We start from the raw sequence: 26785 nt of genomic DNA on the forward strand, positions 1-26785 counted from the left end.
GCACTCGAGACGGCACTGCATCCGGCGGGATGAGAGGGACGGAGACCGGCATGATCACCACACGTCGCACAGCGCACCTCGGTGCCTGTCTATGTCAAGGCGCCAGCAGATGAGCATCACCGATGCATCTGCAGCCGACACCTCGCATCACGCTGACGCGGCCGACACTCCGGGAATGCGCGTGCAGAAGCGCGACGGTTCCATGCAGGCCGTCGATGTCAACAAGATCGTCCGCGCCGTCGAACGGTGCGCCATCGAACTGGCCGGCGTCGATCCCATGCGGGTGGCGACGCGGACAATCTCGGGTCTTCATGACGGCGCTACCACCACAGAGCTCGACGAGCTGTCGATTCGCACGGCCGCGGCGCTGATCTCTGAGGAGCCGAACTACTCGAAGCTGGCTGCCCGCTTGCTGGCCACCTACATCGACAAGGAAGTCCAGAATCAGAACATCTACTCGTTCAGCCAGTCCATCTCCGAAGGCGGCGAGTGCGGGCTCATCCACCCCGATGTGGTGGCATTCGTGGCTGCCAATGCCCGCAAGCTCAACGACGCCGTCCTGCCGGAGCGCAACGGCGGCTTCGAGTTCTTCGGGCTCCGCACGGTCTACGACCGCTACCTGCTGCGGCACCCGGAGCGCCGAACGGTCATCGAGACGCCGCAGTATTTCCTGCTGCGGGTGGCCTGCGGCCTGTCGCAGACGGCTGAAGAGGCCATCTCGTTCTACGAGCTCATCTCCAGCCTGCGCTACCTGCCGTCGTCGCCCACGCTGTTCAACTCCGGCACGGCCCACCCGCAGATGTCGTCGTGCTACCTGCTCGACAGCCCCACCGATTCGCTCGAAGGCATCTACGACCGCTATTCCGACATCGCCAAGCTGTCGAAGTTCGCCGGCGGCATCGGCGTGGGCTGGCACCGGGTGCGGTCGCGTGGCTCGCTGATCAGCGGCACCAACGGCCTGTCGAACGGCATCGTGCCGTGGCTCAAGACGCTCGACTCGTCGGTTGCGGCCGTGAACCAGGGCGGCCGGCGCAAGGGCGCAGCGTGCGTGTACCTCGAGTCGTGGCATGCCGACATCGAGGAGTTCCTGGAGCTGAAGGACTCCACCGGCGACCATGCTCGGCGCACCCACAATCTGAACCTGGCGAACTGGGTGCCCGACGAGTTCATGCGCCGGGTCGAGAACGACTGGCAATGGTCGCTGTTCGATCCCAAGCAGGTGCCGCATCTCACCGACCTGTACGGCGACGAGTTCACCGATGCGTACCGCGAGGCCGAGGCCAGCGGCCGGTACGAGCGGCAGGTGTCGGCCCGCGAGCTCTACAGCCGCATGATGCGCACGCTCGCCCAGACCGGCAACGGCTGGATGACCTTCAAGGACGCCTCGAACGCCAAGTCCAACCAGACCGGCGAGCCCGGCAATGTCATCCACCTGTCGAACCTGTGCACGGAGATCCTCGAGGTCACCAGCGACGCCGAGACGGCCGTCTGCAATCTCGGCTCGGTCAACCTCGCCAAGTTCGTGCGGGACGGCCACGACAGCGGCAAGACAGTCGACTACGAGGCGCTGGGAGAGGTGGTGCGCACCGCGGTGCCCTACCTGGACCGCGTCATCGACATCAACTACTACCCGACGCCCGAGGCCGCCCGGTCGAATGAGCGCTGGCGTCCTGTCGGGCTCGGCGTGATGGGCCTGCAGGACGTGTTCTTCCAGCTCGGCCTCGACTTCGACTCGCCCGAGGCGGTCGAGACTGCGGCCCGGATCGCCGAGGAGATCTACTACTGGGCGCTCTGGTCGAGCTGCGAGCTGGCCCGCAAGCACGGGCCCCATGCTGCGTTCGGCGACACACGAGCGGCAGCCGGGCAGCTGCAGTTCGACCTGTGGGGCGTCGAGCCGTCGGTGCCGGAGCGCTGGGCAGAGCTGCGTGAGCGGATCGGCCAGCACGGCCTGCGCAACTCGCTGCTGGTGGCGGTTGCGCCCACGGCCACCATCGCCTCGATCGCCGGCTGCTACGAGTGCATCGAGCCGCAGGTGTCGAACCTGTTCAAGCGCGAGACGCTCTCGGGCGAGTTCATGCAGATCAATCGCTACCTAGTGCGCGAGCTGCAGCAGCGCGGCCTGTGGAGCGAGGCCATGGCCAACAAGATCAAGATGGCTGAGGGCTCGGTGCAGAACATCGCGGAGATCCCCGACGATCTTCGCTCGGTGTACCGCACGGCGTGGGAGCTGCCCCAGCGGGCGCTCATCGACATGGCCGCAGCACGCGGCGCCTTCGTCGATCAGAGCCAGTCGCTGAACCTGTTCATGGAGAGCCCCAACATCGGGAAGCTCTCCTCCATGTACATGCACGCCTGGAAGTCGGGCCTGAAGACCACGTACTACCTGCGCTCCCGCCCGGCCACCCGCATCAACCAGACCACCACCGACACCGCATCGGGCGGCAACGGGAGCCAGCCCAACGGCGCCGCTGCCATGCAGGCGACCGTGTCGACCATGCCCGACCCAGCCGCCGCCGAGGCCGTGGCGTGCTCGCTGGAGAACCCCGAGACCTGCGAAGCCTGCGAATGAGCCGGCGCGAGCTACCCGGCCGAACCACCTGACACAGACAGAGGATCCCCATGGCACTCGTGCAGACAGCACCCGAACTCACGCCCGAGCCGCTTCCGACCCAGCCGCTTGCGGACGGCGAATCGCAGACCGACCCGGGCGCTGCAGCCGGCGCCCGCAGCGGCAACATCCTGGACCCGGGCTTCGAGCTGACGCTGCGGCCGATGCGGTACCCGCAGTTCTTCGACATGTACCGCGATGCCATCCGCAACACGTGGACGGTGGAGGAGATCGATTTCTCCGACGACATCGTCGACCTCAACCGCAAGCTGGCGCCCGCCGAGCGGCACCTCATCAACCGGCTCGTGGCGTTCTTCGCCACCGGCGACTCGATCGTGGCCAACAACCTGGTGCTGAACCTGTACCAGCACATCAACAGCCCTGAGGCTCGCATGTATCTGAGCCGGCAGCTGTACGAGGAAGCGCTGCACGTGCAGTTCTACCTGACGCTGCTGGATCACTACATCCCCGACCTGCACGAACGGTCAGCGGCGTTCGCGGCCATCGAGAACATTCCCTCGATTGCCGCCAAGGCAGATTTCTGCTTCCGCTGGATGGACAGCGTGTGGTCGCTGGATCAACTCTCCACCGCAGAGCACCGCAAGGCCTTCGTGCTGAACCTCATCTGCTTCGCTGCGTGCATCGAGGGGCTGTTCTTCTTCGCAGCCTTTGCCTACGTGTATTTCCTGCGCTCGAAGGGGCTGCTGAACGGCTTGGCTGCCGGCACGAATTGGGTGTTCCGGGACGAGTCGGCGCACATGAACTTCGCTTTCGAGGTGGTCCGCACGATCCGGGCCGAGGAGCCCGACCTGTTCGACCAGGATCTCGCCGATCGGATCCGGCAGATGGTCACCGAGGCGGTCGACGTCGAGACGCAGTTCGCGCACGATGTGCTGTCCGGAGGCGTGGCGGGGATGTCGGTGACCGACACCCGGGCGTATCTGGAGTTCGTGGCCGACCAGCGGCTTGCCCAGCTCGGCCTCGCCAAGGAGTACGGCTCGAAGAATCCCTTCTCGTTCATGGAACTGCAGGACGTGCAGGAGCTCACGAACTTCTTCGAGCGCACCGTCGCCAGCTACCAGGTGGGCATCGAAGGCGAGGTTGCCTTCGACGAGGACTTCTGAACTAGGCGTCCGTCGACGCGTCGAAGGCTGCCATCAGCCGGTCCACCGCAGCGGTCGGCGTCAGCCGGTCGGCTCGCACCTCGTCTTCGAGATCGGCGAGCAGGTCTTGGGCGCGCGTTGCCAGGCGCGAGCGCATGCGCTCGGTGAGCATGGAGCGCATCCAGCGCACCCGCTGGTCCGCCCGGCGGGCTGCCAGCTCGCCCGATGCCGACATGAGCCGGCGGTGCTCGGTCACGTGGTCCCACAGCGTCTCGAGGCCGTCTGCGGTCAGGCCTGAGCAGGTGATCACCGGAGGAGTCCACGTCGGCGAAGCCGGCTGGGTCATGTGCAGCGCCAGCTGGTAGTCGCGTGCCGCGTTGGCGGCCCGCTCGACGTTGTCTCCGTCGGCCTTGTTGACCGCGATCAGGTCCGCGATCTCGAGGATGCCTTTCTTGATGCCTTGCAGGTCGTCGCCGGCGCCCGGCAGCATCAGCACCACAAAGAAATCCACCATGTCGGCCACGGCCGTCTCCGACTGGCCGACGCCCACGGTCTCGACCAGTACGACGTCGAACCCCGCGGCTTCGAGCACGAGAATCGTCTCACGGGTCACCTTGGTCACGCCGCCGAGCTCACCCGCGGTTGGGGACGGTCGCACGAAGGCCGCCGGATCATTTGCCAGGGAGGTCATGCGGGTCTTGTCGCCCAGGATCGAGCCTCCGTGCAGCGCCGAAGTCGGGTCGACGGCCAGCACGGCGACCCGGTGACCCTGCCTCGTCAGTGCAGTGCCGAGCGTCTCGATGAGCGTGCTCTTGCCCACTCCGGGAACACCGGTGATGCCCACGCGGTGCGCATAGCCCGTGTACGGCAACAGCTTGCCCAGCAGGGCTTGTGCAGGTGCCGCGTCGGCAGGGCGCTGAGACTCGACCAATGTGATCGCCTGGCCGATGGCGGCGCGGTCGCAGGCGCGCACGCCAGCGGCGAGCCCGGTGATGTCGGCGTGAGAGACGGTGTCGGTCACTGGGTGCAACGTACCGGGGACGAACAGCATCGGGATGCCGGCTGCCAAGCCGGATTCCTCGTCGGGATGTTCCTATCAGGTCGCTGTCTCGTCCGCACTGTGCTGCATTTCGGGCAAAATGTCTCGGTGGGATTGCTGAAGCGGATGCGAACGGGGGACCGCTCCCACCCCGCTGAGCAGTACCTGAACCAAGGCGACCACCTGCACGCACTCGTGCCGGCGCAGGGCGGGCTGCACCCCTTCTCGATGCTGGTGATCGGCGTGGCGGCGCTGGCCGGCATCGTGCTGACGGTGGATCTGCCGTGGGTGCAGGTCAGCCTGATCTCCACGACGGTCTTCGCGACAGCGGCGGTGCTGACGATGTCGCGTTACCGCTTGCTCGCGCTGACCGATGCCGACATCGTGGTCATGCGCACCCGGGCGCTTCGGCCGGCCAAGCCGGTCGAGCTGCTGGGCCGCATCGAGCGCACGGCGCCGTTCGACATCCGCGGCTCGGCGTGGGGGCAGATCGTCGTCGGCGACGAGAAGCTGTGGGTGCACCGCCGCTACCACAGCCACCTAGAAGACGCCGATGCGAGGCTCGCGGCTGCTCCGCGCGGCATGCGAGCGGCCTCCAGCTCGGCCTACCGCGCCGCTCGGGCCAAGAAGAAGGTCCGCAACGTGGGACGTCGCCACCGCTGAACCGGCGGCGGTGGCGGGGTGCTAACCAGCCCCCTCGAGCAGGTCCAGCATCTCTGATGCAGCTTCGGCAATGACGGTGCCTGGCGGGTAGATCGCGGCGGCACCTGCTGCCCGCAGCGCGTCGAAGTCCTGCGCCGGGATGACGCCGCCGACCACGATCAGGATGTCGGGCCGGCCGAGATCTGCCAGCGCTTCCCGCAGCTCCGGCACCAGCGTCAAGTGGCCTGCGGCGAGCGACGAGGCGCCTACGACATGGACGTCGTTCTCGACGGCTTGGCGGGCCGTCTCGGCAGGCGTGCTGAACAGCGGACCGATGTCGACGTCGAAACCCAGATCCGCGTAAGCCGTGGCCACCACTTTCTGGCCCCGGTCATGGCCGTCCTGGCCCATCTTCGCGATGAGAATGCGCGGCCGGCGCCCGGTCTGCTCCCCGAAGGCAGCAACCCGGCTGCGCACGGCATCGACGGCGGCCGCCATCGGATGGGTGCCATCGTCGCCCGAACTGTCGCCAGCCATCTCGCTCCCGTACACGCCGCTGATGGTGCGTATCTGGGCAGTGTGCCGCCCGAAGGCGTCCTCCATCGCCGCGCTGATCTCCCCCACGGTGGCATGGCAGCGCGCTGCATCGACGGATGCGGCCAGCAGGTTGCCCTCGCCGCTGCGGGCCACCTCACGCAGCGCGTCCAGCGAGCGACGCACAGCATCGGCATCGCGGCCGCTGCGCAGGCGATCCAGCTTCGCCAGCTGGGCGGCGCGCACCTCGGCGTTGTCCACCCGCAGGATGTCAACCTCGTTGTCCAGCTCAGACCTGAAGCGGTTGACCCCGACAACCGTGCGCTGCCCGGCCTCGATGCGGGCCTGGGTGCGGGCCGCGGCCTCCTCGATGCGCATCTTGGGAATGCCGGCCTCGATGGCGCGGGCCATGCCGCCGAGCTGGGAGATCTCTTCGATGTGGGCGGAGGCCCGTTGCGCCAACTCGGCAGTGAGCCGCTCCACGTAGTAGCTCCCGCCCCACGGATCGATCACCCGGGTCGCGCCGGCTTCGTGCTGCAGGAACAGCTGCGTGTTGCGGGCGATGCGGGCGCTGAAGTCGCTCGGCAACGCCAACGCCTCATCGAAAGCGTTGGTGTGCAGGCTCTGGGTGTGGCCGTCGACGGCGGCCATGGCCTCGATGCAGGTGCGCACCACGTTGTTGTACGGATCCTGGGCGGTGAGCGACCAGCCCGAGGTCTGGCAGTGCGTCCGCAACGACAGCGATCGAGGATTCTGGGGCTCGAAGCCGGCGACCAGCTTGGCCCACAGCAGCCGGGCAGCCCGCAGCTTGGCCACTTCCATGAAGAAGTCCATGCCGATGCCCCAGAAGAAGCTCAGGCGCGGGGCGAAGTCGTCGATGCCCATGCCGGCGCCGATGCCGCAGCGCAGGTACTCCAAACCGTCGGCCAGCGTGTAGCCCAGCTCGAGGTCGGCAGTCGCCCCGGCTTCCTGCATGTGGTAGCCGGAGATGGATATCGAGTTGTAGCGAGGCATCTCGGCCGAGGTGAACTCGAAGATGTCGCTGATGATCCGCATGGAGGGCTGGGGCGGGTAGATGTAGGTGTTGCGGACCATGAACTCTTTGAGGATGTCGTTCTGGATGGTCCCGGTGAGCTGGGCGGGCGCGACGCCCTGCTCCTCGGCAGCCACCACGTAGAGCGCCAGCACCGGCAGCACGGCGCCATTCATGGTCATCGACACGCTCATGCGGTCGAGCGGGATTCCGTCGAACAGCGTGCGCATGTCCAGGATCGAGTCGATGGCCACACCGGCCATGCCCACGTCTGAGCTCACTCTGGGATGGTCCGAGTCGTAGCCCCGGTGGGTCGCCAGGTCGAACGCAACCGACAGGCCGCGCTGGCCTGCGGCCAGGTTGCGCCGGTAGAACGCGTTGGAGTCCTCGGCGGTGGAGAAGCCGGCGTACTGGCGGATCGTCCACGGCTGGTTCGTGTACATCGTCGGGTACGGGCCGCGCAGGTACGGGGCGAAACCGGGGTAGCCGTCGAGGTACGTGCGCCCTGCGGGGCCGTTCCCGCCGGTGTCGGGGCCGCTGTCGTAGAAGTCGGCGACATCCGCGGCCACGTACAGCGGCGCGATGTCGATGCCTTCGGGCGTCGTGCTGGGAGCGGGGGCGTGGCCGGTTTCGGAGGCGAATCGCTCCGACCACTCTGCTCTTGCCGACGATCCAGGGCGGCTCGCGCCGTTCGAGCTCGTTCGGGCCGGCCCTGCGTCATCAAGCTCGAGGTTCGAGAAGTCGCCGATGACGCTCATGACCCTGCCTCCCCAGCCACCGCTTCGCCCGCCGGCTCAGTCTCGTAGGGCGCCGCCCAGCGGTGCACGCCCAGCCCCACCGCAGGCGCGCCGGCCGGCTCGCCGGCGACGACGCTCGCTCCCGAGTCCTGCTGAGCCTGTGAGTCCACGAAGTCGGTGACGCCGACGAGCACCTGCTCGCCCGCCGCGATCTGCTGGTCGCGCAGCTCCCGTTCGGCGACGATCGACGCCTCCAGCTCGCCGCTGGCCATCGCAGCGCAGATGCCGCCGGCGGCTTCGATCGCCCCGAAGCGGTCCCAGGCCGCGTGCGCCAGCTTGCGCGTGAGGTCTTCGAGGTACCAGCTTCCCCCGGCGGGGTCGATGACCGATCCGATGCGGCTCTCGTGGCGAAGGATCAGCTGCGTGTTGGCGGCGACGCGCCATCCCAGGCCGCTGGACGCCTGACCGGCGCTGACGGCGTCAAAGGGTCGGACGGTGATGGCGTCGACGCCTCCGTTCGCGGCACCGAACGACGCCGTGGTGGCGCGCAGCATGTTCACCCACGGGTCGACAGCGCTCAGCATGGCTGTCGTGGTGACTGCGTGGAGCCGCATCGGCGGCCCCTCGTCGCCGGTGCCGTCGACCCCGCAGGTGCCCAGCACACGGGCCCAGCACATCCGCAGCGCCCGGCACTTGGCGGTGACCAGGAATGCGTCGGGTCCTGCGGAAAGCGTGAAGCCCAGCAGGCGAGCGGCCGCATCCGGGTTGAGTCCAGGTCCGTCGGCGTTGTCGCAGATCGCCCGCAGCCACGCCACCGCGGTCGCGAGCATCGCAGCCAGCTCGGTGGCGTCGCTCGCGCCGGCATCGGCGAAGACCGATCCGTCAGCCTCGAGCGGCACGGCACCAGGCGAGCGCTGTGCAATCTCGGCGGCGCTGCGCGCTGTGCTGCACATCGAGGAGACGAGCGTGGAGCAGCTACTCAAGTCGGCCCAGTGCCAACCGCTGGCGACCGCCGCGATCGGGTCGAGACCGAGCCAGGAGTTCAGGCCAGCGAGATCCACACCGTGTCGGTCGAAGACATCCAGCAGTGCCGCGGCGTGCGCAGGTGATGCGCCGGACTGCAGGTGGATCGTCACGCCGGCACCGGCGGCATCGCCGATGCCTGCGGCGAGTGCGGTGCCATCACCGTCGGCGTCCCAGCCCCGGCCGACAGTGACGGCATCCACGCCCGATGTCGTGTCCACGGCGACGGCGTCTGGGGTGCTCACAAGTCGCACGTCGTGGATCTGGCGCACTTGCCAGCCCTGTGCGCCGCTCGCGGCGGTGGCACCGCGGGCAAATGGTGCACTGCCGGGCAAGCCCGACGGGTCAGCCTCGGTGCTATGGCGATGCGCGGTGTACAGCGGGGCGGTCTCGATGCCGTCGAGCAGCGTCGTGTGGAGGGACGACAGCGGCTCGCCCCGCAGCGCTCCTTCGGCCGCGGCTTCCCAGTCGCTCTCGGAGACATCGGCGAAGCCAGGATCGCCAAGCGCGGTGTCGTGCTGCGATGGAGGCGTCTCGGCCACGGTCCGCAGGGTAGCGGTCGCCTTCCGGACGGGAATGTGGCTCTCTCTTAGTGATTCGCGGGTGACCGTGGCATCCTTTGCCGCATGAATCCCCCCTCATCGGCCGATGTCGCTGTCGCGCACTCAGCTGAGGGGAGCGAGCTCCCTCCGTATCGTTACAACGCCGAGATGGCGAACGAGATCGAGCTGCGCTGGCAGGAGCGGTGGAGGGCCGATGGCACCTACCGCACCCCCAATCCAAGCAGCTCGCTGGAGGCCCCGGCGACCAACAAGAACAAGCTGTTCATCATGGACATGTTCCCCTACCCCTCGGGTTCGGGCCTGCATGTGGGGCACCCGCTGGGCTACATCGGCACCGACGTGTATGCACGCTTCAAGCGCATGTGCGGCTACGTGGTGCTGCACCCGATGGGCTATGACGCGTTCGGCCTGCCTGCCGAGGAACACGCCCGCCAGACCGGTGAGCACCCCCGGATCAATACCGAGCGGAACATCGCAAACATGTCGCGCCAGCTGGCCCGGCTGGGGCTCGGGCACGACGATCAGCGATCGCTGGCCACCACCGATGTCGAGTACTACCGCTGGACGCAATGGATCTTCCTGCAGATCTTCAATTCCTGGTACGACACCGACGCGCAGCGGGCCCGCCCGATCGCGGAGTTGATCGAGCTGTTCGAGAACGGGCAGAAGGCCACGACCAGCGGTGCTGTGTGGGCCGAGATGAGCGACGTCGAGCGGCGCACCGAGCTCGACGAGCACCGCCTGGCCTACCTGGGCGAAGCCCCGGTCAACTGGTGCCCTGCGCTGGGAACGGTGCTGGCCAACGAGGAGGTCACGAACGAGGGACGGTCCGACCGAGGCAATCATCCGGTCTTCCGCCGCCCGATGAAGCAGTGGATGATGCGCATCACGGCGTATGCCGACCGGCTGCTGGCCGACCTCGACCGTGTGGACTGGTTCGAGAGCGTCAAGCTCATGCAGCGCAACTGGATCGGCCGCAGCGAGGGCGCCTACATCAGCTTCGCGACAGACACCGAGCCGGGCGAGTCTGGCCTGGATATCGAGGTGTTCACCACCCGTCCCGACACGATCTACGGGACGACGGCGATGCTGCTGGCTCCCGAGCACCCGCTTGTCGACGAGATGGTGGCCGACGAGTGGCCACCGGATACCGATCCACGCTGGACCGGAGGTGCCGCGACGCCCCGTGAGGCCCTCGACGCATACCGTGCACAGGCTGCAGCAATGACCGACTTGCAGCGCCAGACCGAGCGCGACAAAACCGGCGTGTGGCTGGGAGTGAACTGCTGCGTGCCCACCAGCGGCGAGCCGGTGCCGGTGTTCGTCGCCGACTACGTGCTGATCGACTACGGCACGGGCGCCGTCATGTCGGTGCCGGGAGAGGATCAGCGCGACTGGGATTTCTCCGTCCAGTTCGGGCTGCCGATCATGCGCACGGTGCAGCCGCCGCCAGACTTCGATGGCGAGGCCTACGACGGTGCCGGGCCGGCCATCAACAGCGATTTCCTGAACGGCTTAGAAAAGGCCGAGGCCATCGACGCCATCTGCGACTGGCTGGAAGAGCGGAGCTGCGGCCGCCGCACGGTCACCTACAAGCTGCGGGACTGGCTGTTCAGCCGGCAGCGCTACTGGGGCGAGCCGTTCCCCATCGTGTTCGACGAGACGGGATTGCCCCTGGCGGTGCCCGAGAGCGAGCTGCCGGTCGAGCTGCCCGAGCTGATCGACTGGGCTCCCCGGGCACTCGACGAGTCGTCGGAACCGGAGCCTCCGCTCGGCCGCGCCACCGAGTGGGCCACCGCCATCTACGACCTGGGCGACGGCGAGCGCACATACCGCCGGGAGCTGAGCACGATGCCCCAGTGGGCCGGATCGTGCTGGTATTACCTGCGCTACCTCGATCCCGCCAACGACGACGCTTTGGTGGATCCCGAAGTGGAGCGGTTCTGGATGGCTGACCCCGACGGCGGGGTTGGCGGAGTCGATCTCTATGTCGGCGGCGTGGAGCATGCCGTGCTTCACCTGCTGTATGCCCGCTTCTGGCACAAGGTGCTGTACGACCTGGGTCACGTGAGCGGCCCCGAGCCGTTCGGCCGGTTGTACAACCAGGGCTACATCCAGGCGGCCGCCTACCAGGACAGCCGAGGGGTGTACGTGGAGGCTTCGGAGGTGGTCGAGCGGGACGGCACGTTCTTCTGGGGCGATGTCGAGGTCACCCGTCACTTCGGCAAGATGGGCAAGTCGCTGCGCAACGCGGTCACGCCCGACGACATCTACAGCGCCTATGGGGCCGACACGCTGCGGACCTACGAGATGTTCATGGGTCCGCTGGATCAGGGCCGTCCCTGGGAGACGCACTCGGTGATCGGCTCGCACCGGCTGCTGCAGCGTGTGTGGCGAAGTCTGGTCGACGAGGAGACCGGCGAGATCACGGTCGTCGATGTCGAACCCGACGCTGACCTCGAGCGCATGGTGCATCGAACTGTCGACGCGGTCACCGATGCCATGTCGGATCTGCGCTTCAACTCGGCGATCGCGCGCATCACCGAGCTGAACAACGAGCTGACCCGGCGGGGCGGCGCGACGCCCCGTTCTGTCGCCGACGTGCTGGTGCGCCTGCTGGCGCCACTGGTGCCGCACCTGGCCGAGGAGCTGTGGTCGAAGCTGGGCAATACGACCACGGTGGTCTACGCACCGTTCCCACTGGCGGATCCTGCGATGCTGGCGGCCGAGGTGATCGAGGTGCCCGTACAGGTGAACGGCAAGGTCCGCAGCCGGATAACGGTCGACGCCGGCATCTCGCCGGCTGATCTCGAAACCGCAGCCAAAGCCGACGAACGCATCGCCCAGCTCACCGCCGGCGCAGACATCCGGCGCGTGGTGACCGTACCGGGCAAGCTGGTGAACATCGTGCTGGCGTAAGCCAGCAGAATCAATCACGTGCTGGCGCAGGGGGAGAACGACATGAGCGGCAAGGAACGGCGAACGCTGGGCGTGACGGCCACCGAGACCCACGGCGGCAAGCTCGCCGCAAGGGCACTGAAGGCGGCCGGGGTCGAGTGCGTGTTCACCCTGTCGGGCGGGCACGTCATGGGCATCTACGACGGCTGTCTCGACGAGGGCATCGACGTGATCGACGTCCGCCATGAACAAGCAGCGACGCATGCCGCCGATGCGTGGGCGCGCCTGCACCCGGGCAAGGTGGGCGTGGCCATCCTCACCGCGGGTCCCGGGGTGACCGACGGCGTCACCGGCGTCGCGAATGCCTGGCGAGCCAATTCGCCGATCTTGGTTTTCGGCGGCCAGGGGCCGTTCAAGCACGCCGGCCGCGGCTCGCTGCAGGAGATGGACCACGTGTCGCTCATGCGGCCGGTGACGAAGTGGTCAGGTGCGTGCGGGGAAACCCGCCGCATTGCCGAGTACATCGAGCTGGCCGTGCGCACGGCGCTCAGCGGTGTGCCTGGCCCGGCCTTCCTGGAGATACCCATGGACATCCTGCATGGTCGGGTCGATCTTGACGCCGTCGAGGTTCCCCGATTTCGCGATTACCGGGTGGCCGCTGCCGCTGCAGCCCCTCTGGTGGAGCAGGCGGCCCACTTGATTGCTTCAGCGGAACGACCAGTCGTGATGGCCGGCACGGCACTGAAATGGAGCGAAGGCGGCGATGCGTTGGCGGCATTCCTGGATGCCACGTCCGTGCCGTGTTACGTGAACGGCATGGCGCGCGGGGAGATCTCGTGGGATCACCCGTCGTTTCTCTCGCTCACTCGCAAGGAAGCACTCGAAGCCGCTGACGTGGTGATCCTGGCCGGCACGCCGCTCGACTTCCGCATGAAGTTCGGTCGTGCCATCCCCGCCGACGCCCGCATCGTGCAGCTCGACTTGGACGAGACGCTCATCGGCCAGAACCGCCCCGCCGATGTCAGCCTCGTCGGCAACCTTGGCGCCAACTTCGATGCGCTGCTGGATGTGTTCAAGGCCACCGGCGTGACCGTGGACGCCAGCGCACAGCTCACGGCGCTGCGCACGCGCGAAGCCGAGCTGGACGAGGCCCGCAGCGCCGAGCTCAACAGCGACGAGGTGCCGATCGACCCGCTGCGGCTGTGCCGCGAGATCGCCGACGCCGTCACCGACGACATGATCGTGATCGGCGACGGCGGCGACATTGTGGCCCAGGCCTCCAAGGTGATCCGGGTGCCCAGGCGCGGCACCTGGATGGACCCGGGACCGCTCGGCACGCTCGGTGTCGGGATGCCGTTCGCGTTGGCGGCGCAGAAGGCGCACCCGGACAAGCGGGTGCTGATCGTTTACGGCGACGGCTCGTTCGGGCTCAACGGCTTCGAGTACGACACTGCCGTGCGATTCGGCCTGCCCATCGTGGGAGTCGTGGGCAACGACGCTGCGTGGGGCCAGATGCTGCGCCCGCAGGCTGGCCTCTACGGCCAGGACCGGGTGGTGGCCACCGAGCTCAACTACACCCGCTACGACAAGGTGGTCGAGGCCATGGGCGGTCATGGCGAGCACGTGACCGAGCCTGACCAGATCGCACCTGCGCTTCAGCGAGCCTTCGACTCGGGTATGCCGGCACTGGTGAACGTGGAGATACGCCAGGACCGCGGCGCCATGAAGGGCTCCACCTACGTGTAGGTCCCGCTTCCTGGCACCGGCCGGGTGCGCGGCCTCTGTCGGAGTACGAGTTCGCGGATGGATCGTCGCCGCAGCGTCCTACCCTCGGCGCATGTGCGGACGGTTCGTCTCAGCGGCCAGTCTCGAGCAGATTGCGGCGCACTTCGACACGCCATTGCCCGGTTTCGACGCACCTCGCAGCTACAACGTGGCACCCACGACCGACATCGTGGCCGTGGTGGGCAACGACGATGCCCGCCGGATCGAGACGTTCCGGTGGGGCCTGGTACCGCAATGGTCCAAGGATCCCGCGAAGGGCCCACCGCTGTTCAATGCGCGGTCCGAGACAGCGGCAACGAAGAACTCGTTCCGTGGTGCGTTCAAGCGGCGCCGTTGCATCGTTCCTGCCGACGGGTTCTACGAGTGGCCCAAAGCTCCGAAAGGGACGAGCCGCGACGACCGGCCGCTGCCGCACTACATCACCCGCGCCGACGGTGCCATGCTCGCTATGGCGGGCCTGTGGGAACGCTGGTCGCCGCGTCCAGCCGGCGATGCAGGTGACGGAACGGGCGCAGATGCCCCCACCGGTCCACGCCAGGCCCTGCATTCGGCAACGGTGCTGACCACCGCCGCGAACGGCTTCATGGCACCGATTCACGACCGCATGCCGGTACTGCTGGAACGCTCGCAGTGGGAGACGTGGCTCGACCCTGCCAACGACGATCTCGACGTGCTGTCGGCCATGTGCGTGCCCGCGGATGAGGGCACCCTGCGTTCGCGCCGGGTGGGTCGAGAGGTGGGCAACGTCCGCAACCGCGACGCGAGCCTCATCGAGCCCGTCGAGGCGGATCAGCTCTTCTAGCCCCGCCCCGCAGGCGGGCCGGCTCAGCCGTCCAGCGCGGCGCGGATGGTATCGGCGGGCCCGCTCAGCTCCTCGGCTGAGGCCATCGGCAAGGGCCGGGCGAAGTTCATGTCGGCCATCGAGTTCACCGGGCACACATGGATGTGACAGTGCGGCACCTCGAAGCCAGCAACCACCAGCCCGATGCGTTCGGGCCTCAGGGCGCGCATCTGAGCTTCCCCGATGCGTCTGGACACATCGAACAGGTGCGCCTGCAGGTCGGCCGGCACGTCCAGCCAGTGGTCGATCTCAGCTATCGGCACTACCAGCGTGTGACCCGGCGACAGCGGGTTGATGGACAGGAATGCAACACAGCGGTCGTCGCGCCACACGAACGTCCCGGGCAGCTCGCCCTCGATGATCCGCGTGAAGATCGTGCTCATGCGCGCAGCCTAAGAGGCCGAGCCAAGAGCGGTGTCGGTACTGTGAGCCGCGTGAGCGAGGCCTCCGATGCGTCGTCGGCCCCCGAGCCCGGGTGGCGGCCGTTCACGGTGCCGAACCTGATCAGCCTGGCCCGCCTGTGCTGCCTGCCATGGTTCGTGTGGCTGGTGTTCGGTGCCGAGGACCGCTGGGCGGCCGCATTGCTGCTCGGCGCGCTCGGTGCCACTGACTGGGTCGACGGCTGGGTGGCGCGGCGCTTCGACCAGGTCTCGGAGCTCGGCAAGATCCTGGACCCCACCGCTGATCGGCTGCTGCTGCTGGTCGCGCTGGTGGTGATGATCGCCGACGGCTCGCTGCCGCTGTGGATCGCGGTGCTGGCGCTGTTCCGCGAGGGAGTGGTCGCCGTGGCGGCACTGGTGCTTGGGGCACTCGGCGCTCGCAAGATCGACGTGACATGGTGGGGCAAGACCGGCACGTTTCTCATGATGTTCGCTGTGCCGTGCTTTTTGGCCTCCCACAGTGATATCGGCGTGGCGGAGGCCTTCGGCGTGGCGGCCTGGGTGTTCGTGGCGACCGGCCTGCCAATCCACTACTGGTCGGCAGTGGGCTACATCCCCCAGGCATTCGATGCAGTGCGTGAGGGGCGCGCTGGCAGCACCAGCGGCTGAGCTATCCGTGTGACAGCTATCCGGTAGGTTCGCGAACATGGAGATACCCGCCGAGCTTCGTTACTCGAGCGATCACGAATGGGTGCGTCCTGCCGAGGGCGGGGCGCAGGTGGGCATCACCGACTTTGCGCAGGACGCGCTCGGTGATGTCGTGTATGTGGAGTTGCCCGAGATCGGTGCTCAGGTCGCAGCCGACGAGCCAATGTGCGAGATCGAGTCCACCAAGTCGGTTTCGGACATCTTCGCCCCGATCTCAGGCGAGGTCGTCGAGGTGAACGTTGCCCTCGAGGACGAACCGCAGCTGGTCAACGAATCGCCGTACGGCGACGGGTGGATCTGCGTCATCGCCCCGACCGACGACGCGGCTCAGGCTTCCGCCGAGATGGAGGCACTGCTCGATGCCGATGGCTACGCCGCGTTGATCGCCGAGGACATCTGATCGTCATGGCCATCCTCTGCGCCGAGTGTGGGAAGTCGAGCGCCGATGACGCCCGGTTCTGTTCCAACTGCGGGGCGCGCCTGGGCGCGACGGCCGATGCACCCACCGAAGTGCTCTCGCCTGTCGGCGTCACCGAGGTGCCGCCCTACAGCGGCCAGGCGGAGCTCGTGGTCACCTCCGGGCACCGGTCGGGGACACGATTCGAATTGGCCGGCGACCGGCTCACCGTCGGCCGCCACCCCGACAGCGATGTGTTCCTCGATGACATCACCGTGTCACGCCGCCACGTGGTGCTCGAGCTCGGCCATGGGGGTCACATCCTCTACGACGTGGGCTCGCTGAACGGCACCTATATCAATGGCGTTCGCACCGACGGCGAGGTCGTCTTGCACAGCGGCGACGAGCTGCAGGTGGGCAAGTTCAAGCTGCTCTACCTGGTTGCCTCGGTCGGGCTGTGAGCAGCGGGGTCGAGCCTGCCTCATCTGGAGCACGACTGTCGATCGGCGAGGTCGTTGCGTTGCTGCGGCCCGAGTTCAGTGATCTGACCGATTCCAAGATCCGGTTCCTCGAAGATCGCAAGCTCATCTCGCCGGCCCGGACGCCGGGGGGCTACCGCAGCTTCGGGCCCCACGACATCGAAGTGCTGCGCTGGATCCTCACCCGCCAACGCGATCAGTACCTGCCGCTCAGCATCATCGGCGAACGGATCGATCGGGGCGAGCATCTGGCGGACATCTGGGGCATCGGGATCACCGGGCCCGTCGAGTTGCCAACCGCCGCTGAGACGGCGCCTGAGACAGGGGGGCCTGGCGGACATGCAGCGGAGCCGGCTGGCGGGACGTCGCCCGCCGACGCCGATGCCGACCCAGATGCGGGCGACGAAGACATCGCCAACACAGACCTGGCCAGCCGAGACACTGCCAGCCGGGACACTGCCGGCAGGGACACCGCCGACCGGGTCAACGAGCCAGCCGCGGCGCCGACCTCTGGCGGCGCCGGTCTGTTGTGGGCTGCTGAGGACGACACCCGCACGTACAGCGCAGCCGACCTGAGTGCCGAGTCCGGGCTCACACTTGACGAGATCGCCGAGCTCACCGATTTCGGGCTGCTGGTGCCGCTCGCCGATGATGATGCGGATCGCATGCTGCCGCCACAGCCTGGCGCAACACCATCCGACCCGGTGCAGGCGTCGTTGGGCCTGGAACCGCCTGAGCCGCGCTATGGCAGCAGTGCGCTGCTCATCGCTCGCATCTCGCGTGAGTTCGCCACCTACGGATTGCAGGCCCGCCACCTGCGTGTCGTCCGCAATGCCGCGGCGCGGGACGCCTCCATGTTCGAGCAGGGCATCCAGCCGATTCTCCATGCCGGCGGTGCTTCGGCAGACGTCGACGCGCGGCGTTCGCTGGGCCGTCTGGTCGCGCTCTGCGAGCGCCTGCGGTCGGTGGTGATGGGGGAGGCCTTGCGCCGCTACCGGCGCTAGCGCCGGAGCTTTCTCCGGCTCATGCTTCGCAAGGGCCGAAGTAGTGTGCGGGCATGGTCGAGATGGAGCTCCTTGGCGTGCAGGTGGAGATGCCTTCGCAGAGCCCCCTCTTGTTGCTGCGCGAGACCGGCGGTTCCCAACGAGTGCTGCCGGTGGTGATCGACACGCCTGAGGCCCAGGCGATCTATCGCGGCATCGAGCAGATCCGCGTACCGAGGCCCCTCACGCACGACCTGATGGCGGCCATCTTGGACGTCCTCGGAGCGACGCTGGTCAAGGTGACGGTCACCGACCTGCGCGATCGCACCTTCTTCGCCGAGATGGAGGTCACCATCGGCTCGGACACCCACACGATCTCCGCCCGGCCGAGCGATGCCGTCGCGCTGGCTGTGCGGGCCGACACGCCCATCTTCGCCAGCGAGTCGGTGCTGGACGAAGCGGGGCAGATCATCGAGCTCCCCGCGGATCCTCCCGACGATGTCGACCCCGATGAGCTCCTCGACGAGTTCAAGCAGTTCTTGGACGACGTGCAGCCCGACGATTTCGGTCCCGCGGCGGAGGCCGGCGAAAAAGAGTGAGGCGCGGCGGCCCCACCGCCGCTGCGGCCCGATCGATTGTTCGATGCTCGTCTTGAGGGGCCTCTTGCGCTGGCGCGACTGGTCGCCGTACGCTTTGTGAGCGTGCAGATCACAGCTCGGTAGTTCGCAGGGTGTGATTTGCTGCGTGCGACCCACGCAGGAGAGGAGATACCGATGGCCGGCCAGCAACCAGCTTCCGACCCTGTGCCGACGACGTCGCAAGAAGCCGACGCGCCGTCACAGCCTGCCGCCACCTCGGCGAGTGCCGACGTGTCTGGCGAGGCCGCGCCGGAGGTGGCAGGAGCCATTGTCGAGGGATTCTCCAGCAAGCAGGCTGAGAAGATCGTCGGGATCAGCTACCGCCAGCTCGATCACTGGGCCCGCAAGGGCCTGGTGCAACCATCAGTCGCTCAGGCCGAGGGCAGCGGCTCTCGGCGCCGGTATTCCTACAACGACCTCGTCGAGTTCAAGATCGCGAAGAAGATGCGCGACCAAGGCATCGACCTGAAGTCGATTGCCCGAGCGTTCGACTATCTGCGCAACCAGCTCGGCGGCGAGGTTGCCTCGGCGAACATCGTCATCAGCGGCAGCGACGTGTTGTGGGCCGACGACGACCGGGTGCTCAGCCTGCTGCGCCAGGGTCAGGCGGCGATGCTGACCGTGCTGCCGGTGGCGGGCGTTCGCCGTGAACTCGACGCGGACGTCGTGAAGCTGCTGCCCGACGAGCCCATCGCCACCCAGCTCAGCCTCGACTTGGAATAGCGAACTCAGCCCGATTCTTCGGCGGGCGCGAACTGCAGCGACGCCGAGTTCATGCAGAACCGGTCACCGGTCGGACGGGGACCGTCCGGGAACACGTGGCCGAGGTGCGCACCGCAGGCCTTGCACATCACCTCGGTGCGGGTCATGCCGTACGAGCGATCGACCTCAGTGTCCACTGCCTCGCCGGAAACAGGCTGGGTGAAGCTGGGCCAGCCCGAACCGCTCTCGAACTTCGTCGCTGAGTCGAACAGCTCGGCACCGCACACGATGCAGTGGTACGCGCCGACATCGTGGTTGTCCCATGTCTCGCCGGTGAACGGACGCTCGGTTCCTGCTTCTTGGGTGACGTGGTACTGCATCGGCGTCAACCGCTCACGCAACTCGGATTCGGTGAACGTGACGGCACGTCCTGTCTCAGATTGCCCAGCCATGTGCACCACGGTAGTGATACGGCTGGCCCCAGTTAGGTCGCCCCGGCGGCTTCGGCGTTGACGGCTCGGACGATGTCGATCATCGCCGCCAGCGTGTCCAGCCGGGCTGCCGCCGTTGGCCCTTCGGGCTGCAGGCGCAGGACGTCGACCCCGGCGTCCCGGTACGCCCGCACCCGGTTCGTGACCTGTTCGTAGGTGCCCAGGAAGTTGGTCTCGGTGACGAGCCGGTCCGGGACGCCAGCGGTTGCTGCGGCCCGGTCGCCGTCGAGCCACAGGCGCTGCACGTGGCGGCACTCTTCGGCGAAGCCCGCCCGGCGGTAGGCGTCGTTGTAGAAGTTGGCCGTAGCCGATCCCATAGCGCCCAGCGTGAACGCGATGCCCGCTCGCCGCGGCTCGATGAGGGCTTCGAGATCGTCCCCGAACTCGACGGCGCCGCCAGCCTGGCAGGCCACTGAGCCCGGCGGGCGCCCCGCGGCTGCAGCCCCGTCCAGCACCTGGCCCCAGGTGACCTCGGGCCGGCTCGGCACGAAGCACACGCCGACCCAGCCGTCGGCGGCCTCGCCGGTGTACCGCAACGATTTGGGGCCGAGCGTTGCCAGCCAGATCTCGATCGAGTCGTTGGCGGGCTGCGCGAGCCGCAGCGACTTTCCCTGCCCGTCCGGCAGCGGGAGCACATGGTGGCGGCCGTCGTAGGCGATCTTCTCGCCGGCGAAGGCCTGACGGCAGATGTCGACCGTCTCGCGCAGCCGTCCCAGCGGATCGGCAAATCGCACCCCGTGCAGTCCCTCGACCACCTGCGGCCCGCTGACGCCGAGCCCCAGGATGAACCGGTCGCCGGTCATGGCAGCCAGCGAGAGCGCGGTCATCGCGGTCATGACCGGGGCGCGGGCCGAGATCTGCAAAATGCCTGTGCCGAGCTGGCAGCGTTCGGTCACCGCAGCGAGGTAGGCAAGCGTGCTGACGCCGTCCATGCCCCATGCCTCGGCCGACCACAGGATGTCCACGCCGAGACGGTCGGCCTCCTGCAGGAACTCGACCTGTTCGTCCCAGTCGCGCCGCTTGCCCGACGCCGGCCCTCCGAACCCGATCGCTGTGCGCACGCCGGGAACCCTAGATCTCACGTGGACGTTCAGGCGGGGTGCAGCGTCACCAGCCCGCCGAGCTGGGCGAGGTCCTGCAGGGCCTGGTCATAGAAGAAGCGCGCCGAGCAGGCGTCACGCGCCCATGCCTCCTCGTCTGACGTCGGGTAGCGCCCGACGGCGCCGATGCTCAGCTCGCCGGTGGAGGCGGAGCTGATGTTCGTGCGATTGCCCACGAGCAGCTCTTCGAGCGCATCGCTCCGATCGCCCGGCTCGTCGAACACGAACAGCCGGTCGCCATCGGTGACGAACGGTGTGACGTAGTAGGTGCGGTCGCCTGCAGGTGTCTCGGTGTCGAGTCGCAGCATGAGCACCCCGTCGAATGGAGCGAACGGGGCAATGGGCGCAAGCGGCGCATCGACTGCGTCGCCGGTCTCGGGAGCCACGGCGGGCAGCGTACCGAGCAGCCGAGTATTCACTAGGTTCAGCATGCGACCTGCCTCGGGGCGGATCGACTCATGCAGGGGGTAACGAGCAATGTCTAGCGAGCAAGCCGGCTACTTGGATACCGAGTACTTCGGATTCGACCAGGCGTTGGGGTCAGACGGAGTGCTGACCGTGACGTTCAACCGTCCCGAGTCGATGAACGCTTCGAACCACTCGATGAAACGCGACCTGATCGAGCTGGTCACCCAAGTCCAGATGGACGACGCCGTGCGGGTCGTGGTGTTCACCGGGCAGGGCCGTGCGTTCTGGGCCGGCGACGACCTCGGCGGCTACGAGGCCGAGCGTCCTTCGTCGATGCCAGAGATCTTCGGAGGGCATCACAACGCTGCAGGCACGTACAACAGCCTTCGGACGATCTCCCAGGCCGTGAACACCGCCGTGCGCCGTCTCGACAAGCTGACGGTCGCGGCCATCAACGGTTTCGCTATCCAGACGGGTTTCAGCTTCGCTCTGGCGTGCGATTTCCGGATTGCAGCACGATCGGCTCGCATGGGATCGGCAACGCTTCGCTTCGGCCTGCTGCCAGACGAGGGCGGCCAGTGGCTGCTGGTGCAGCACCTCGGCGTCGCCCGGGCGACCGATTTCATGATGCGCAAGCGGATCGTGGATGCCGACACCGCGCACGAGCTCGGGCTGGTGCACGAGGTGGTCGACGACGAAGAGCTTCCTGCTGCGGCCGCCGAGCTCGCGGCCGAGCTGGCCGACGGTCCACAGGTGGCCATGCGCATGCTCAAGCGGTCGATCCTGCTGGCTGCGGAGATGACGTGGGAACAGTCGCTCGACGAGATCGCCTCCAAGACGGCGATCACCGATCACTTGCCCGACGCTGCCGAGGGTGTGTCGGCCTTCCTGTCCAAGCGGCAGCCTGAGTTCAACGACTGGCTTCGCTGAGCGCCGTTGCCCGCGCTGCGGGTGGTGGCATACTTCCGCCGTGGAGCACGCCGAACAGATCAGCCACATCAAGACGCTGCTCGCACGGCTCGACTCCGGCACCAACGTGGATGCCGGCGGCGTGCGCTACAACCCCACGTCCTCCTATACCGACAGCGAGCTCGCACGCATCGAGCGGCGCGAGTTCTTCGACACCCACCCCCAGATGGTGGGGCTGTCGGGCGACCTGCCCGAGCCCGGCTCGTTCATGACCCAGGACGACCTGGGCACGCCGATGCTGCTGGTGCGGTCGCCCAGCGGCCGGTTCCGGGCGTTCGTGAATTCCTGCCGTCACCGCGGCGTGGTCATCGAGACCGAGCAGCGCGGGAGCAAGCGCCGGTTCGCCTGCCCATTCCACAACTGGACCTACGACGCCGACGGCGCGCTGGTCGGCCTGCCCAAGTCTGATCACTTCGGCGAGCTCGACCGCGACGACCTGGGGCTGGTGGAGTTGCCGGCGACCGAGCGTCACGGCCTGCTGTGGGTGCACCCGCAGCCCGGCGGCACGCTCGACCCCGATGCGCTGCTGGGCGGCGAGCTCACTGCCGACATCGCCGGGTGGGACTTCGGCAAGCTGCAGTGGCTGGGCAGTGACACCTACGAGGTGGGCTGCAACTGGAAGCTCGCCATGGACACGTTCGGCGAGACCTACCACTTCCCCGTGCTGCACTCCGAGACGCTGTCGAACGACTTCTACGGCAACGTGCAGTGCTACGACGAGTTCGGGCGTCATCACCGGCTGATCCTGTGCCGCCGCTCCATCGAGGACGCACGCGAGCGGCCGCCGTCGGAGTGGGACATCACCCGGTACGGGCTGCCGGTGTACTGGCTGTTCCCGAACGTGCAGCTGATCCCGTCGCGCGAGGTGCTGTTCCTGGTGCGGGCATACCCGCATCCGGCCGAGCCCGGCCGTCACACCAGCCAGATCTCCTTCTACCTGCGGCCCGGCGTCGCACGCGACGACGCCGAGTTCGACTTCATGGCCGAGGCATCGCGAGCATTCGGCAACGTCATCCGCGACGAGGACTACGTGATGAGCGCCAGCCAGCAGCGTTCAGCCAACAGCGGGGCGCTCGAACATGTCGTGTTCGGACGCAACGAGCCCGCGCTGCATCACTTCCACAACACCTACCGGGCCGCGCTGGGCCAGGCACTGCTGCCGCTGCACCCGACGCCCTGAGTCAGGCGTCGACGAGTTCTTCGAGTGCTCCCAGCAGCATCCTGACGTTGCGCATCCGGGCGGTGTGCCCCATGCAGCCGATGCGCCACACCTTGCCGGCGACGGATCCGAGTCCGCCGCCCACCTCGATGCCGTAGCGCTCCAACAGCGCACGGCGCCCCGCAGCGTCGTCGAGGCCGTCGGGCAGCGTGACGGTGGTGAGCTCGGGCAGGCGGTGGCCCTCCTGGGCCCACAGCTCGAAGCCGAGCTCGGGCAGGCGTGCGTGCAATTCGTCGCCGCAGGCCTGGTGGCGAGCCCAGGCGTTCTGGAGTCCCTCGTCGAGCACGGTGCCGAGGCCGGCGTGCAGCGCATAGAGCATCGAGATCGGCGCGGTGTGGTGATAGGCGCGGGCGCCCTCGCCCACCACGTACGCCCGGATCATGTTCAGGTCCAGGTACCAGCTTTGGGGCCGTTCGACGAGCGATTCCAGTGCCCGCTCGCTGACCGTGAGCGGCGCCAGGCCGGGGGGCACGCCGAGGCACTTCTGCGTGCCGCTGTAGGCGATGTCCACGGCCCAGCCATCGATGTCGACATCGATGCCCCCCAGCGACGTGACGCAGTCGACGAGCAGCAGCGCTTCCCCCTTGCCCTGGCCGAGCGGCGCGATGTCGTTGCGCACGCCGGTGGACGTCTCCGCATGCACGACGGCGATGAGCTTGGGCGACGGGTGGGCGTCGATCAGTCGCTGCGGATCGATGGCACGGCCCCAGTCCTCGTTCACCGCCACGACGTCGGCACCGCACCGCGCTGCCACGTCGCACATCCGCGTGCCGAAGACGCCGTTGACGCCGATGACCACCGTGTCGCCGGGTTCGACGAAGTTGCAGAACGCAGCCTCCATGCCCGCCGAGCCGGTAGCGCTGACGGGGAAGGTCAGCAGGTTCTGGGTCTGCCAGACGGCGCGCAGGCGTTCGTTGATCTCGTCCAGCAGGGCGATGAACTCGGGATCGAGGTGGCCCAGCACGGGACGTGTGAAGGCTTCGATGACTTCGGGGTAGGGATTGGAGGGTCCCGGCCCCATCAGGATGCGGTCGCTGTGGGTCACGGGCCCGCACGGTACCGGCCGTGCACCGATGACGTTCGAGCGCTGCAGCAGCCGAGCAGATTGCGTCAGCGCGATTCGAGGGGCCGCAGCAGGGTGATGAGGCTGGAGGTGTCCCAGCGGCCGCCGCCGATCTCCTGAATGCGCTTGTAGAACTGGTCCACGAGGGCGGTGACCGGCAGGGGAGCGCCGTTGCGCTGCGCTTCCGACAGCACGATGCCGAGGTCTTTGCGCATCCAGTCCACGGCGAAGCCGAAGTCGAACTCGTCGGCCTGCATGGTTGTGCCGCGGTTGGACATCTGCCACGACCCTGCAGCGCCCTGGGCGATGGTGTCCAGCACGGCGTCGAGATCGAGGCCGGCACGACGACCGAACTCGAGTCCCTCCGACAGTGCTTGGACGAGACCGGCAATGCAGATCTGGTTGACCATCTTGGTGAGCTGCCCCGAGCCGGCGGGGCCGATCAGCGTGACCGCCCGCGCATAACAGCCGATGACTGGTCGCGCCCGTTCGAAGTGCTCGGCAGCGCCGCCGCACATCACGGTGAGCACGCCGTTCTGCGCGCCCGCCTCGCCGCCGGACACCGGTGCGTCCACGAAGCCGATCCCGTGCTCGGCGCAGGCTGCGGCCAGCTCACGCGCCAGGTCGGCCGAAGCGGTGGTGTGATCGACGAGGATCGAGCCCTCGTCCATTGCGGTGAGCGCCCCATCGTCGCCGTAGGCCACGGCGCGCACGTCGTCGTCGGCGCCGACGCACATGAACACGATGGCTGCGCCGCGGGCGGCATCCGCGGGCGTTGCAGCCACCCGACCCTGGTGCTCGCCTGACCACCGCTGTGCGACGCTCGCGGTCCGATTGAAGACAGCCACGCGGTGGCCCGCTGCGGCGAGGTGGCCCGCCATGGGGAAACCCATCACGCCGAGCCCGATGAATGCGACGTCAATCGGCACGGCGGACTTCATGGTTCTCGTCGAGCATTGCTCGCACCTCGTGTTTGCGTACTTTGCCGAGTGCTGTACGGGGAAGCTGATCGGTCCAGAACACCGCCTTGGGGTGCTTGAAGCGCGCAAGCTGCCCGTCGAACAGGCGCAGGAGCTCAGCGGCCTCGGTTTCAGCCCTGGGCACTGCGACGATGGCGGGCACTTCGCCCCAGCGCTCATCGGGCACGCCCACCACGGTCGCCTCTGCGACGAGGTCGCTGCGGGCGAGGATCTCCTCGAGCTCGGCGGGATAGATGTTCTCGCCCCCGGAGATGATCATGTCCTTGCGCCGGTCGTCGATGAAGATCCAGCCCTCGTCGTCGGCGTGGCCGACATCGCCGGTGCGGAACCACCCGTCGCTGAGCGCTTCAGCAGTGGCCTCGGCGTCACGCCAGTACTCCAGCAGCACGCTCGGCCCACGCACCCACAGCTCGCCGCGCTCGCGCGGCGCCGCGTCCGCGCCGCCATCGGTCACGATGCGCACTTCGCACATGGTCGAGGGCTTGCCGCACGAACCTGGGTGGTTTGCTGCTTCGTCGCAGCGCAGGTGCACCGCGATCGGGGCGGTCTCCGTGGATCCGTAGATCTGCCCGACCGGCACACCCCGGTCGAAGAAGGGCCCGGTGGCAGCCGCCGGCACGGGAGACGATCCGGTCATGATCCCGCGCAGCGATCCGAGGTCGGCGGTGGCGAAGCGCGGATGGGCGGCGACGGCGGTCAGGGCGGCAGGCACCAGCACGGTCCAGGTCGGCTGCCACTGCTCCACGTCGTCGAGGAACTGTCCGGGGTCGAATGCCCGTTCGATGAGCGCGGCCGCCCCACACAGCAGCGCGGGGAGGGTCTGGATGTTCAGCCCGCCGACGTGGAACAGCGGGATCGTGGTGAGCACCCGGTCGCGACTCGTGAGGTCATGGGCGTGGGTCGAGTTGACGGCGTTCGCGGCCATCGCCGCCTGGTCCAGCACAGCTCCCTTGGGATATCCCGTGGTGCCCGAGGTGTAGGCCAGCAGCACCGGATGGGCGGGGGTGCCCCGACGCGGCGGGGGAGCGCTTGGGGCAGCGGGGCACTCGGGCTCGTCAGGCAGCACCCGGATCTCGCACCCCGCACCGACCGATCCGGCGTGTCGCTCGAACGTCGAATCGACCGCCAGCAGGCTGGGCTGTGCGTGTTCGAGGATCCACCGGTGCTCGGGCGGCGCCAGGCGCGAGTTCAGCGGCAGGTAGATGGCGCCTAGCCAGGAGCATCCGAGCATGAGCCGCAGCGCCGCCGGCCGGTTCGGGCCGAGCCACGCCACACGGTCGCCCTCGCCCACGCCGGCACCGGCCAGCCAGCCGGCCGTCGCGGCGATCTGGTCTGCGAATGCGCGGTATGTGTGCTCGACGCCTTCGAACGCGACGGCGGTCGCAGACGGCTGCCGGTCGGCCCACCGCTCGACGCGCGCGGCAAGATCGGCCCCAGCGGACAGTGGTCCGGGATCGCTCAC

At 67.9% G+C, this 26785-nt stretch carries 24 protein-coding genes; 14 read left to right on the forward strand and 10 right to left on the reverse strand.

The window, feature by feature from the left end; genetic code table 11:
* Positions 1–175: 175 nt before the first annotated feature.
* Together ACOGXD_RS12325 and ACOGXD_RS12330 are read left to right on the forward strand one after the other, a co-directional pair.
* Entirely contained in the window at positions 176–2569 is a 2394-nt protein-coding gene (locus ACOGXD_RS12325) for a ribonucleoside-diphosphate reductase subunit alpha (protein ID WP_419917401.1), read from the forward strand.
* Positions 2570–2772: 203 nt separating this feature from the next.
* The gene (locus tag ACOGXD_RS12330) at positions 2773–3732 is read left to right on the forward strand and encodes a ribonucleotide-diphosphate reductase subunit beta (RefSeq protein ID WP_419917402.1); all 960 of its coding nucleotides are present in this window, start codon (positions 2773–2775) and stop codon (positions 3730–3732) included.
* Position 3733: 1 nt separating this feature from the next.
* On the opposite strand, the gene meaB is transcribed toward ACOGXD_RS12330, so the two are convergent.
* Positions 3734–4762: a methylmalonyl Co-A mutase-associated GTPase MeaB gene (gene meaB, locus ACOGXD_RS12335; RefSeq protein ID WP_419917403.1), complete on the reverse strand. Its 1029-nt coding sequence runs from the start codon at positions 4760–4762 to the stop codon at positions 3734–3736.
* Positions 4763–4858: 96 nt separating this feature from the next.
* Between meaB and ACOGXD_RS12340 the strand changes: the two genes are divergently transcribed.
* A complete protein-coding gene (locus ACOGXD_RS12340) occupies positions 4859–5413 on the forward strand; it encodes a hypothetical protein (protein WP_419915334.1) in 555 nt (184 codons plus the stop codon).
* Between the two features lie 21 nt (positions 5414–5434).
* On the opposite strand, the gene scpA is transcribed toward ACOGXD_RS12340, so the two are convergent.
* Positions 5435–7717, reverse strand: coding sequence for a methylmalonyl-CoA mutase (gene scpA, locus ACOGXD_RS12345; protein ID WP_419915335.1), 2283 nt, complete (start codon positions 7715–7717; stop codon positions 5435–5437).
* Positions 7714–9261 (reverse strand): methylmalonyl-CoA mutase family protein, encoded by a 1548-nt coding sequence (locus tag ACOGXD_RS12350; RefSeq protein ID WP_419915336.1) that lies wholly within the window; start codon positions 9259–9261, stop codon positions 7714–7716. Before ACOGXD_RS12350 ends, scpA begins: the two co-directional genes overlap by 4 nt.
* A gap of 84 nt (positions 9262–9345) precedes the next feature.
* Here ACOGXD_RS12350 and leuS point away from each other — a divergent pair, with 84 nt between their 5' ends.
* The 3 genes from leuS (at position 9346) to ACOGXD_RS12365 (ending at position 14767) form a co-directional block, all read left to right on the forward strand.
* On the forward strand, positions 9346–12201 hold the full coding sequence (gene leuS, locus ACOGXD_RS12355) for a leucine--tRNA ligase (RefSeq protein WP_419915337.1): 2856 nt from the start codon (positions 9346–9348) through the stop codon (positions 12199–12201).
* 18 nt (positions 12202–12219) lie between these two features.
* Entirely contained in the window at positions 12220–13926 is a 1707-nt protein-coding gene (locus ACOGXD_RS12360; protein ID WP_419915338.1) for a thiamine pyrophosphate-binding protein, read from the forward strand.
* Between the two features lie 91 nt (positions 13927–14017).
* Positions 14018–14767 carry an SOS response-associated peptidase gene (locus tag ACOGXD_RS12365; RefSeq protein WP_419915339.1) on the forward strand — a complete coding sequence of 250 codons (750 nt, stop codon included), beginning with the start codon at positions 14018–14020 and terminating at the stop codon, positions 14765–14767.
* Between the two features lie 23 nt (positions 14768–14790).
* On the opposite strand, the gene ACOGXD_RS12370 is transcribed toward ACOGXD_RS12365, so the two are convergent.
* Positions 14791–15189: an HIT family protein gene (locus ACOGXD_RS12370; RefSeq protein WP_419915340.1), complete on the reverse strand. Its 399-nt coding sequence runs from the start codon at positions 15187–15189 to the stop codon at positions 14791–14793.
* 51 nt (positions 15190–15240) lie between these two features.
* On the opposite strand from ACOGXD_RS12370, the gene ACOGXD_RS12375 reads away from it, so the two are divergent.
* From ACOGXD_RS12375 to ACOGXD_RS12400, 6 genes are all read left to right on the forward strand, one after another.
* Positions 15241–15855 carry a CDP-alcohol phosphatidyltransferase family protein gene (locus tag ACOGXD_RS12375; RefSeq protein ID WP_419915341.1) on the forward strand — a complete coding sequence of 205 codons (615 nt, stop codon included), beginning with the start codon at positions 15241–15243 and terminating at the stop codon, positions 15853–15855.
* Positions 15856–15892: 37 nt separating this feature from the next.
* The gene (gene gcvH / locus ACOGXD_RS12380) at positions 15893–16294 is read left to right on the forward strand and encodes a glycine cleavage system protein GcvH (protein ID WP_419915342.1); all 402 of its coding nucleotides are present in this window, start codon (positions 15893–15895) and stop codon (positions 16292–16294) included.
* A 5-nt stretch (positions 16295–16299) separates the two neighbouring features.
* On the forward strand, positions 16300–16752 hold the full coding sequence (locus ACOGXD_RS12385; protein ID WP_419915343.1) for an FHA domain-containing protein: 453 nt from the start codon (positions 16300–16302) through the stop codon (positions 16750–16752).
* Complete coding sequence (locus tag ACOGXD_RS12390; RefSeq protein ID WP_419915344.1) at positions 16749–17774, forward strand: MerR family transcriptional regulator; 1026 nt, start codon at positions 16749–16751, stop codon at positions 17772–17774. Before ACOGXD_RS12385 ends, ACOGXD_RS12390 begins: the two co-directional genes overlap by 4 nt.
* 53 nt (positions 17775–17827) lie before the next feature.
* Positions 17828–18352 carry a bifunctional nuclease family protein gene (locus ACOGXD_RS12395; RefSeq protein ID WP_323673568.1) on the forward strand — a complete coding sequence of 175 codons (525 nt, stop codon included), beginning with the start codon at positions 17828–17830 and terminating at the stop codon, positions 18350–18352.
* Between the two features lie 174 nt (positions 18353–18526).
* The gene (locus tag ACOGXD_RS12400; RefSeq protein WP_419856147.1) at positions 18527–19114 is read left to right on the forward strand and encodes a MerR family transcriptional regulator; all 588 of its coding nucleotides are present in this window, start codon (positions 18527–18529) and stop codon (positions 19112–19114) included.
* Positions 19115–19119: 5 nt separating this feature from the next.
* Here ACOGXD_RS12400 and msrB read toward each other — a convergent pair whose 3' ends face one another.
* The 3 genes from msrB to ACOGXD_RS12415 are packed head-to-tail and all read right to left on the reverse strand — an operon-like array spanning position 19120 to position 21070.
* Entirely contained in the window at positions 19120–19545 is a 426-nt protein-coding gene (msrB, locus tag ACOGXD_RS12405; RefSeq protein WP_419915345.1) for a peptide-methionine (R)-S-oxide reductase MsrB, read from the reverse strand.
* 32 nt (positions 19546–19577) lie between these two features.
* Entirely contained in the window at positions 19578–20645 is a 1068-nt protein-coding gene (locus ACOGXD_RS12410; RefSeq protein ID WP_419915346.1) for an LLM class flavin-dependent oxidoreductase, read from the reverse strand.
* A gap of 29 nt (positions 20646–20674) precedes the next feature.
* Positions 20675–21070: a hypothetical protein gene (locus ACOGXD_RS12415; RefSeq protein WP_419915347.1), complete on the reverse strand. Its 396-nt coding sequence runs from the start codon at positions 21068–21070 to the stop codon at positions 20675–20677.
* A gap of 91 nt (positions 21071–21161) precedes the next feature.
* Between ACOGXD_RS12415 and ACOGXD_RS12420 the strand changes: the two genes are divergently transcribed.
* Both ACOGXD_RS12420 and ACOGXD_RS12425 read left to right on the forward strand, forming a co-directional pair.
* Positions 21162–22022: an enoyl-CoA hydratase/isomerase family protein gene (locus tag ACOGXD_RS12420; protein ID WP_419915348.1), complete on the forward strand. Its 861-nt coding sequence runs from the start codon at positions 21162–21164 to the stop codon at positions 22020–22022.
* Between the two features lie 40 nt (positions 22023–22062).
* Positions 22063–23241: an aromatic ring-hydroxylating oxygenase subunit alpha gene (locus ACOGXD_RS12425; protein ID WP_419915349.1), complete on the forward strand. Its 1179-nt coding sequence runs from the start codon at positions 22063–22065 to the stop codon at positions 23239–23241.
* Position 23242: 1 nt separating this feature from the next.
* Here the strand turns inward: ACOGXD_RS12425 and ACOGXD_RS12430 are convergent, their stop codons facing one another.
* From ACOGXD_RS12430 to ACOGXD_RS12440, 3 genes are all read right to left on the reverse strand, one after another.
* Positions 23243–24325: a pyridoxal-phosphate-dependent aminotransferase family protein gene (locus ACOGXD_RS12430; protein ID WP_419915350.1), complete on the reverse strand. Its 1083-nt coding sequence runs from the start codon at positions 24323–24325 to the stop codon at positions 23243–23245.
* A 65-nt stretch (positions 24326–24390) separates the two neighbouring features.
* Positions 24391–25284 (reverse strand): NAD(P)-dependent oxidoreductase, encoded by an 894-nt coding sequence (locus ACOGXD_RS12435; RefSeq protein WP_419915351.1) that lies wholly within the window; start codon positions 25282–25284, stop codon positions 24391–24393.
* Positions 25262–26785, reverse strand: coding sequence for a class I adenylate-forming enzyme family protein (locus ACOGXD_RS12440; RefSeq protein ID WP_419915352.1), 1524 nt, complete (start codon positions 26783–26785; stop codon positions 25262–25264). The genes ACOGXD_RS12435 and ACOGXD_RS12440 overlap by 23 nt, the downstream gene beginning before the upstream one ends.

Origin of the sequence: Candidatus Poriferisodalis sp., from assembly GCF_965204125.1 — a bacterium.
Taxonomy (GTDB): domain Bacteria; phylum Actinomycetota; class Acidimicrobiia; order Acidimicrobiales; family Poriferisodalaceae; genus Poriferisodalis.

Coding starts and splice junctions, on each gene's coding strand:
- ACOGXD_RS12325 (WP_419917401.1), top strand. CDS start 176: ATGCGCGTGCAGAAGCGCGACGGTTCCATGCAGGCCGTCGATGTCAAC.
- ACOGXD_RS12330 (WP_419917402.1), top strand. CDS start 2,773: ATGCGGTACCCGCAGTTCTTCGACATGTACCGCGATGCCATCCGCAAC.
- meaB (WP_419917403.1), bottom strand. CDS start 4,762: ATGCTGTTCGTCCCCGGTACGTTGCACCCAGTGACCGACACCGTCTCT.
- scpA (WP_419915335.1), bottom strand. CDS start 7,717: ATGAGCGTCATCGGCGACTTCTCGAACCTCGAGCTTGATGACGCAGGG.
- leuS (WP_419915337.1), top strand. CDS start 9,346: ATGAATCCCCCCTCATCGGCCGATGTCGCTGTCGCGCACTCAGCTGAG.
- ACOGXD_RS12365 (WP_419915339.1), top strand. CDS start 14,018: ATGTGCGGACGGTTCGTCTCAGCGGCCAGTCTCGAGCAGATTGCGGCG.
- ACOGXD_RS12370 (WP_419915340.1), bottom strand. CDS start 15,189: ATGAGCACGATCTTCACGCGGATCATCGAGGGCGAGCTGCCCGGGACG.
- gcvH (WP_419915342.1), top strand. CDS start 15,893: ATGGAGATACCCGCCGAGCTTCGTTACTCGAGCGATCACGAATGGGTG.
- ACOGXD_RS12385 (WP_419915343.1), top strand. CDS start 16,300: ATGGCCATCCTCTGCGCCGAGTGTGGGAAGTCGAGCGCCGATGACGCC.
- ACOGXD_RS12395 (WP_323673568.1), top strand. CDS start 17,828: ATGGTCGAGATGGAGCTCCTTGGCGTGCAGGTGGAGATGCCTTCGCAG.
- ACOGXD_RS12400 (WP_419856147.1), top strand. CDS start 18,527: ATGGCCGGCCAGCAACCAGCTTCCGACCCTGTGCCGACGACGTCGCAA.
- msrB (WP_419915345.1), bottom strand. CDS start 19,545: ATGGCTGGGCAATCTGAGACAGGACGTGCCGTCACGTTCACCGAATCC.
- ACOGXD_RS12420 (WP_419915348.1), top strand. CDS start 21,162: ATGTCTAGCGAGCAAGCCGGCTACTTGGATACCGAGTACTTCGGATTC.
- ACOGXD_RS12435 (WP_419915351.1), bottom strand. CDS start 25,284: ATGAAGTCCGCCGTGCCGATTGACGTCGCATTCATCGGGCTCGGCGTG.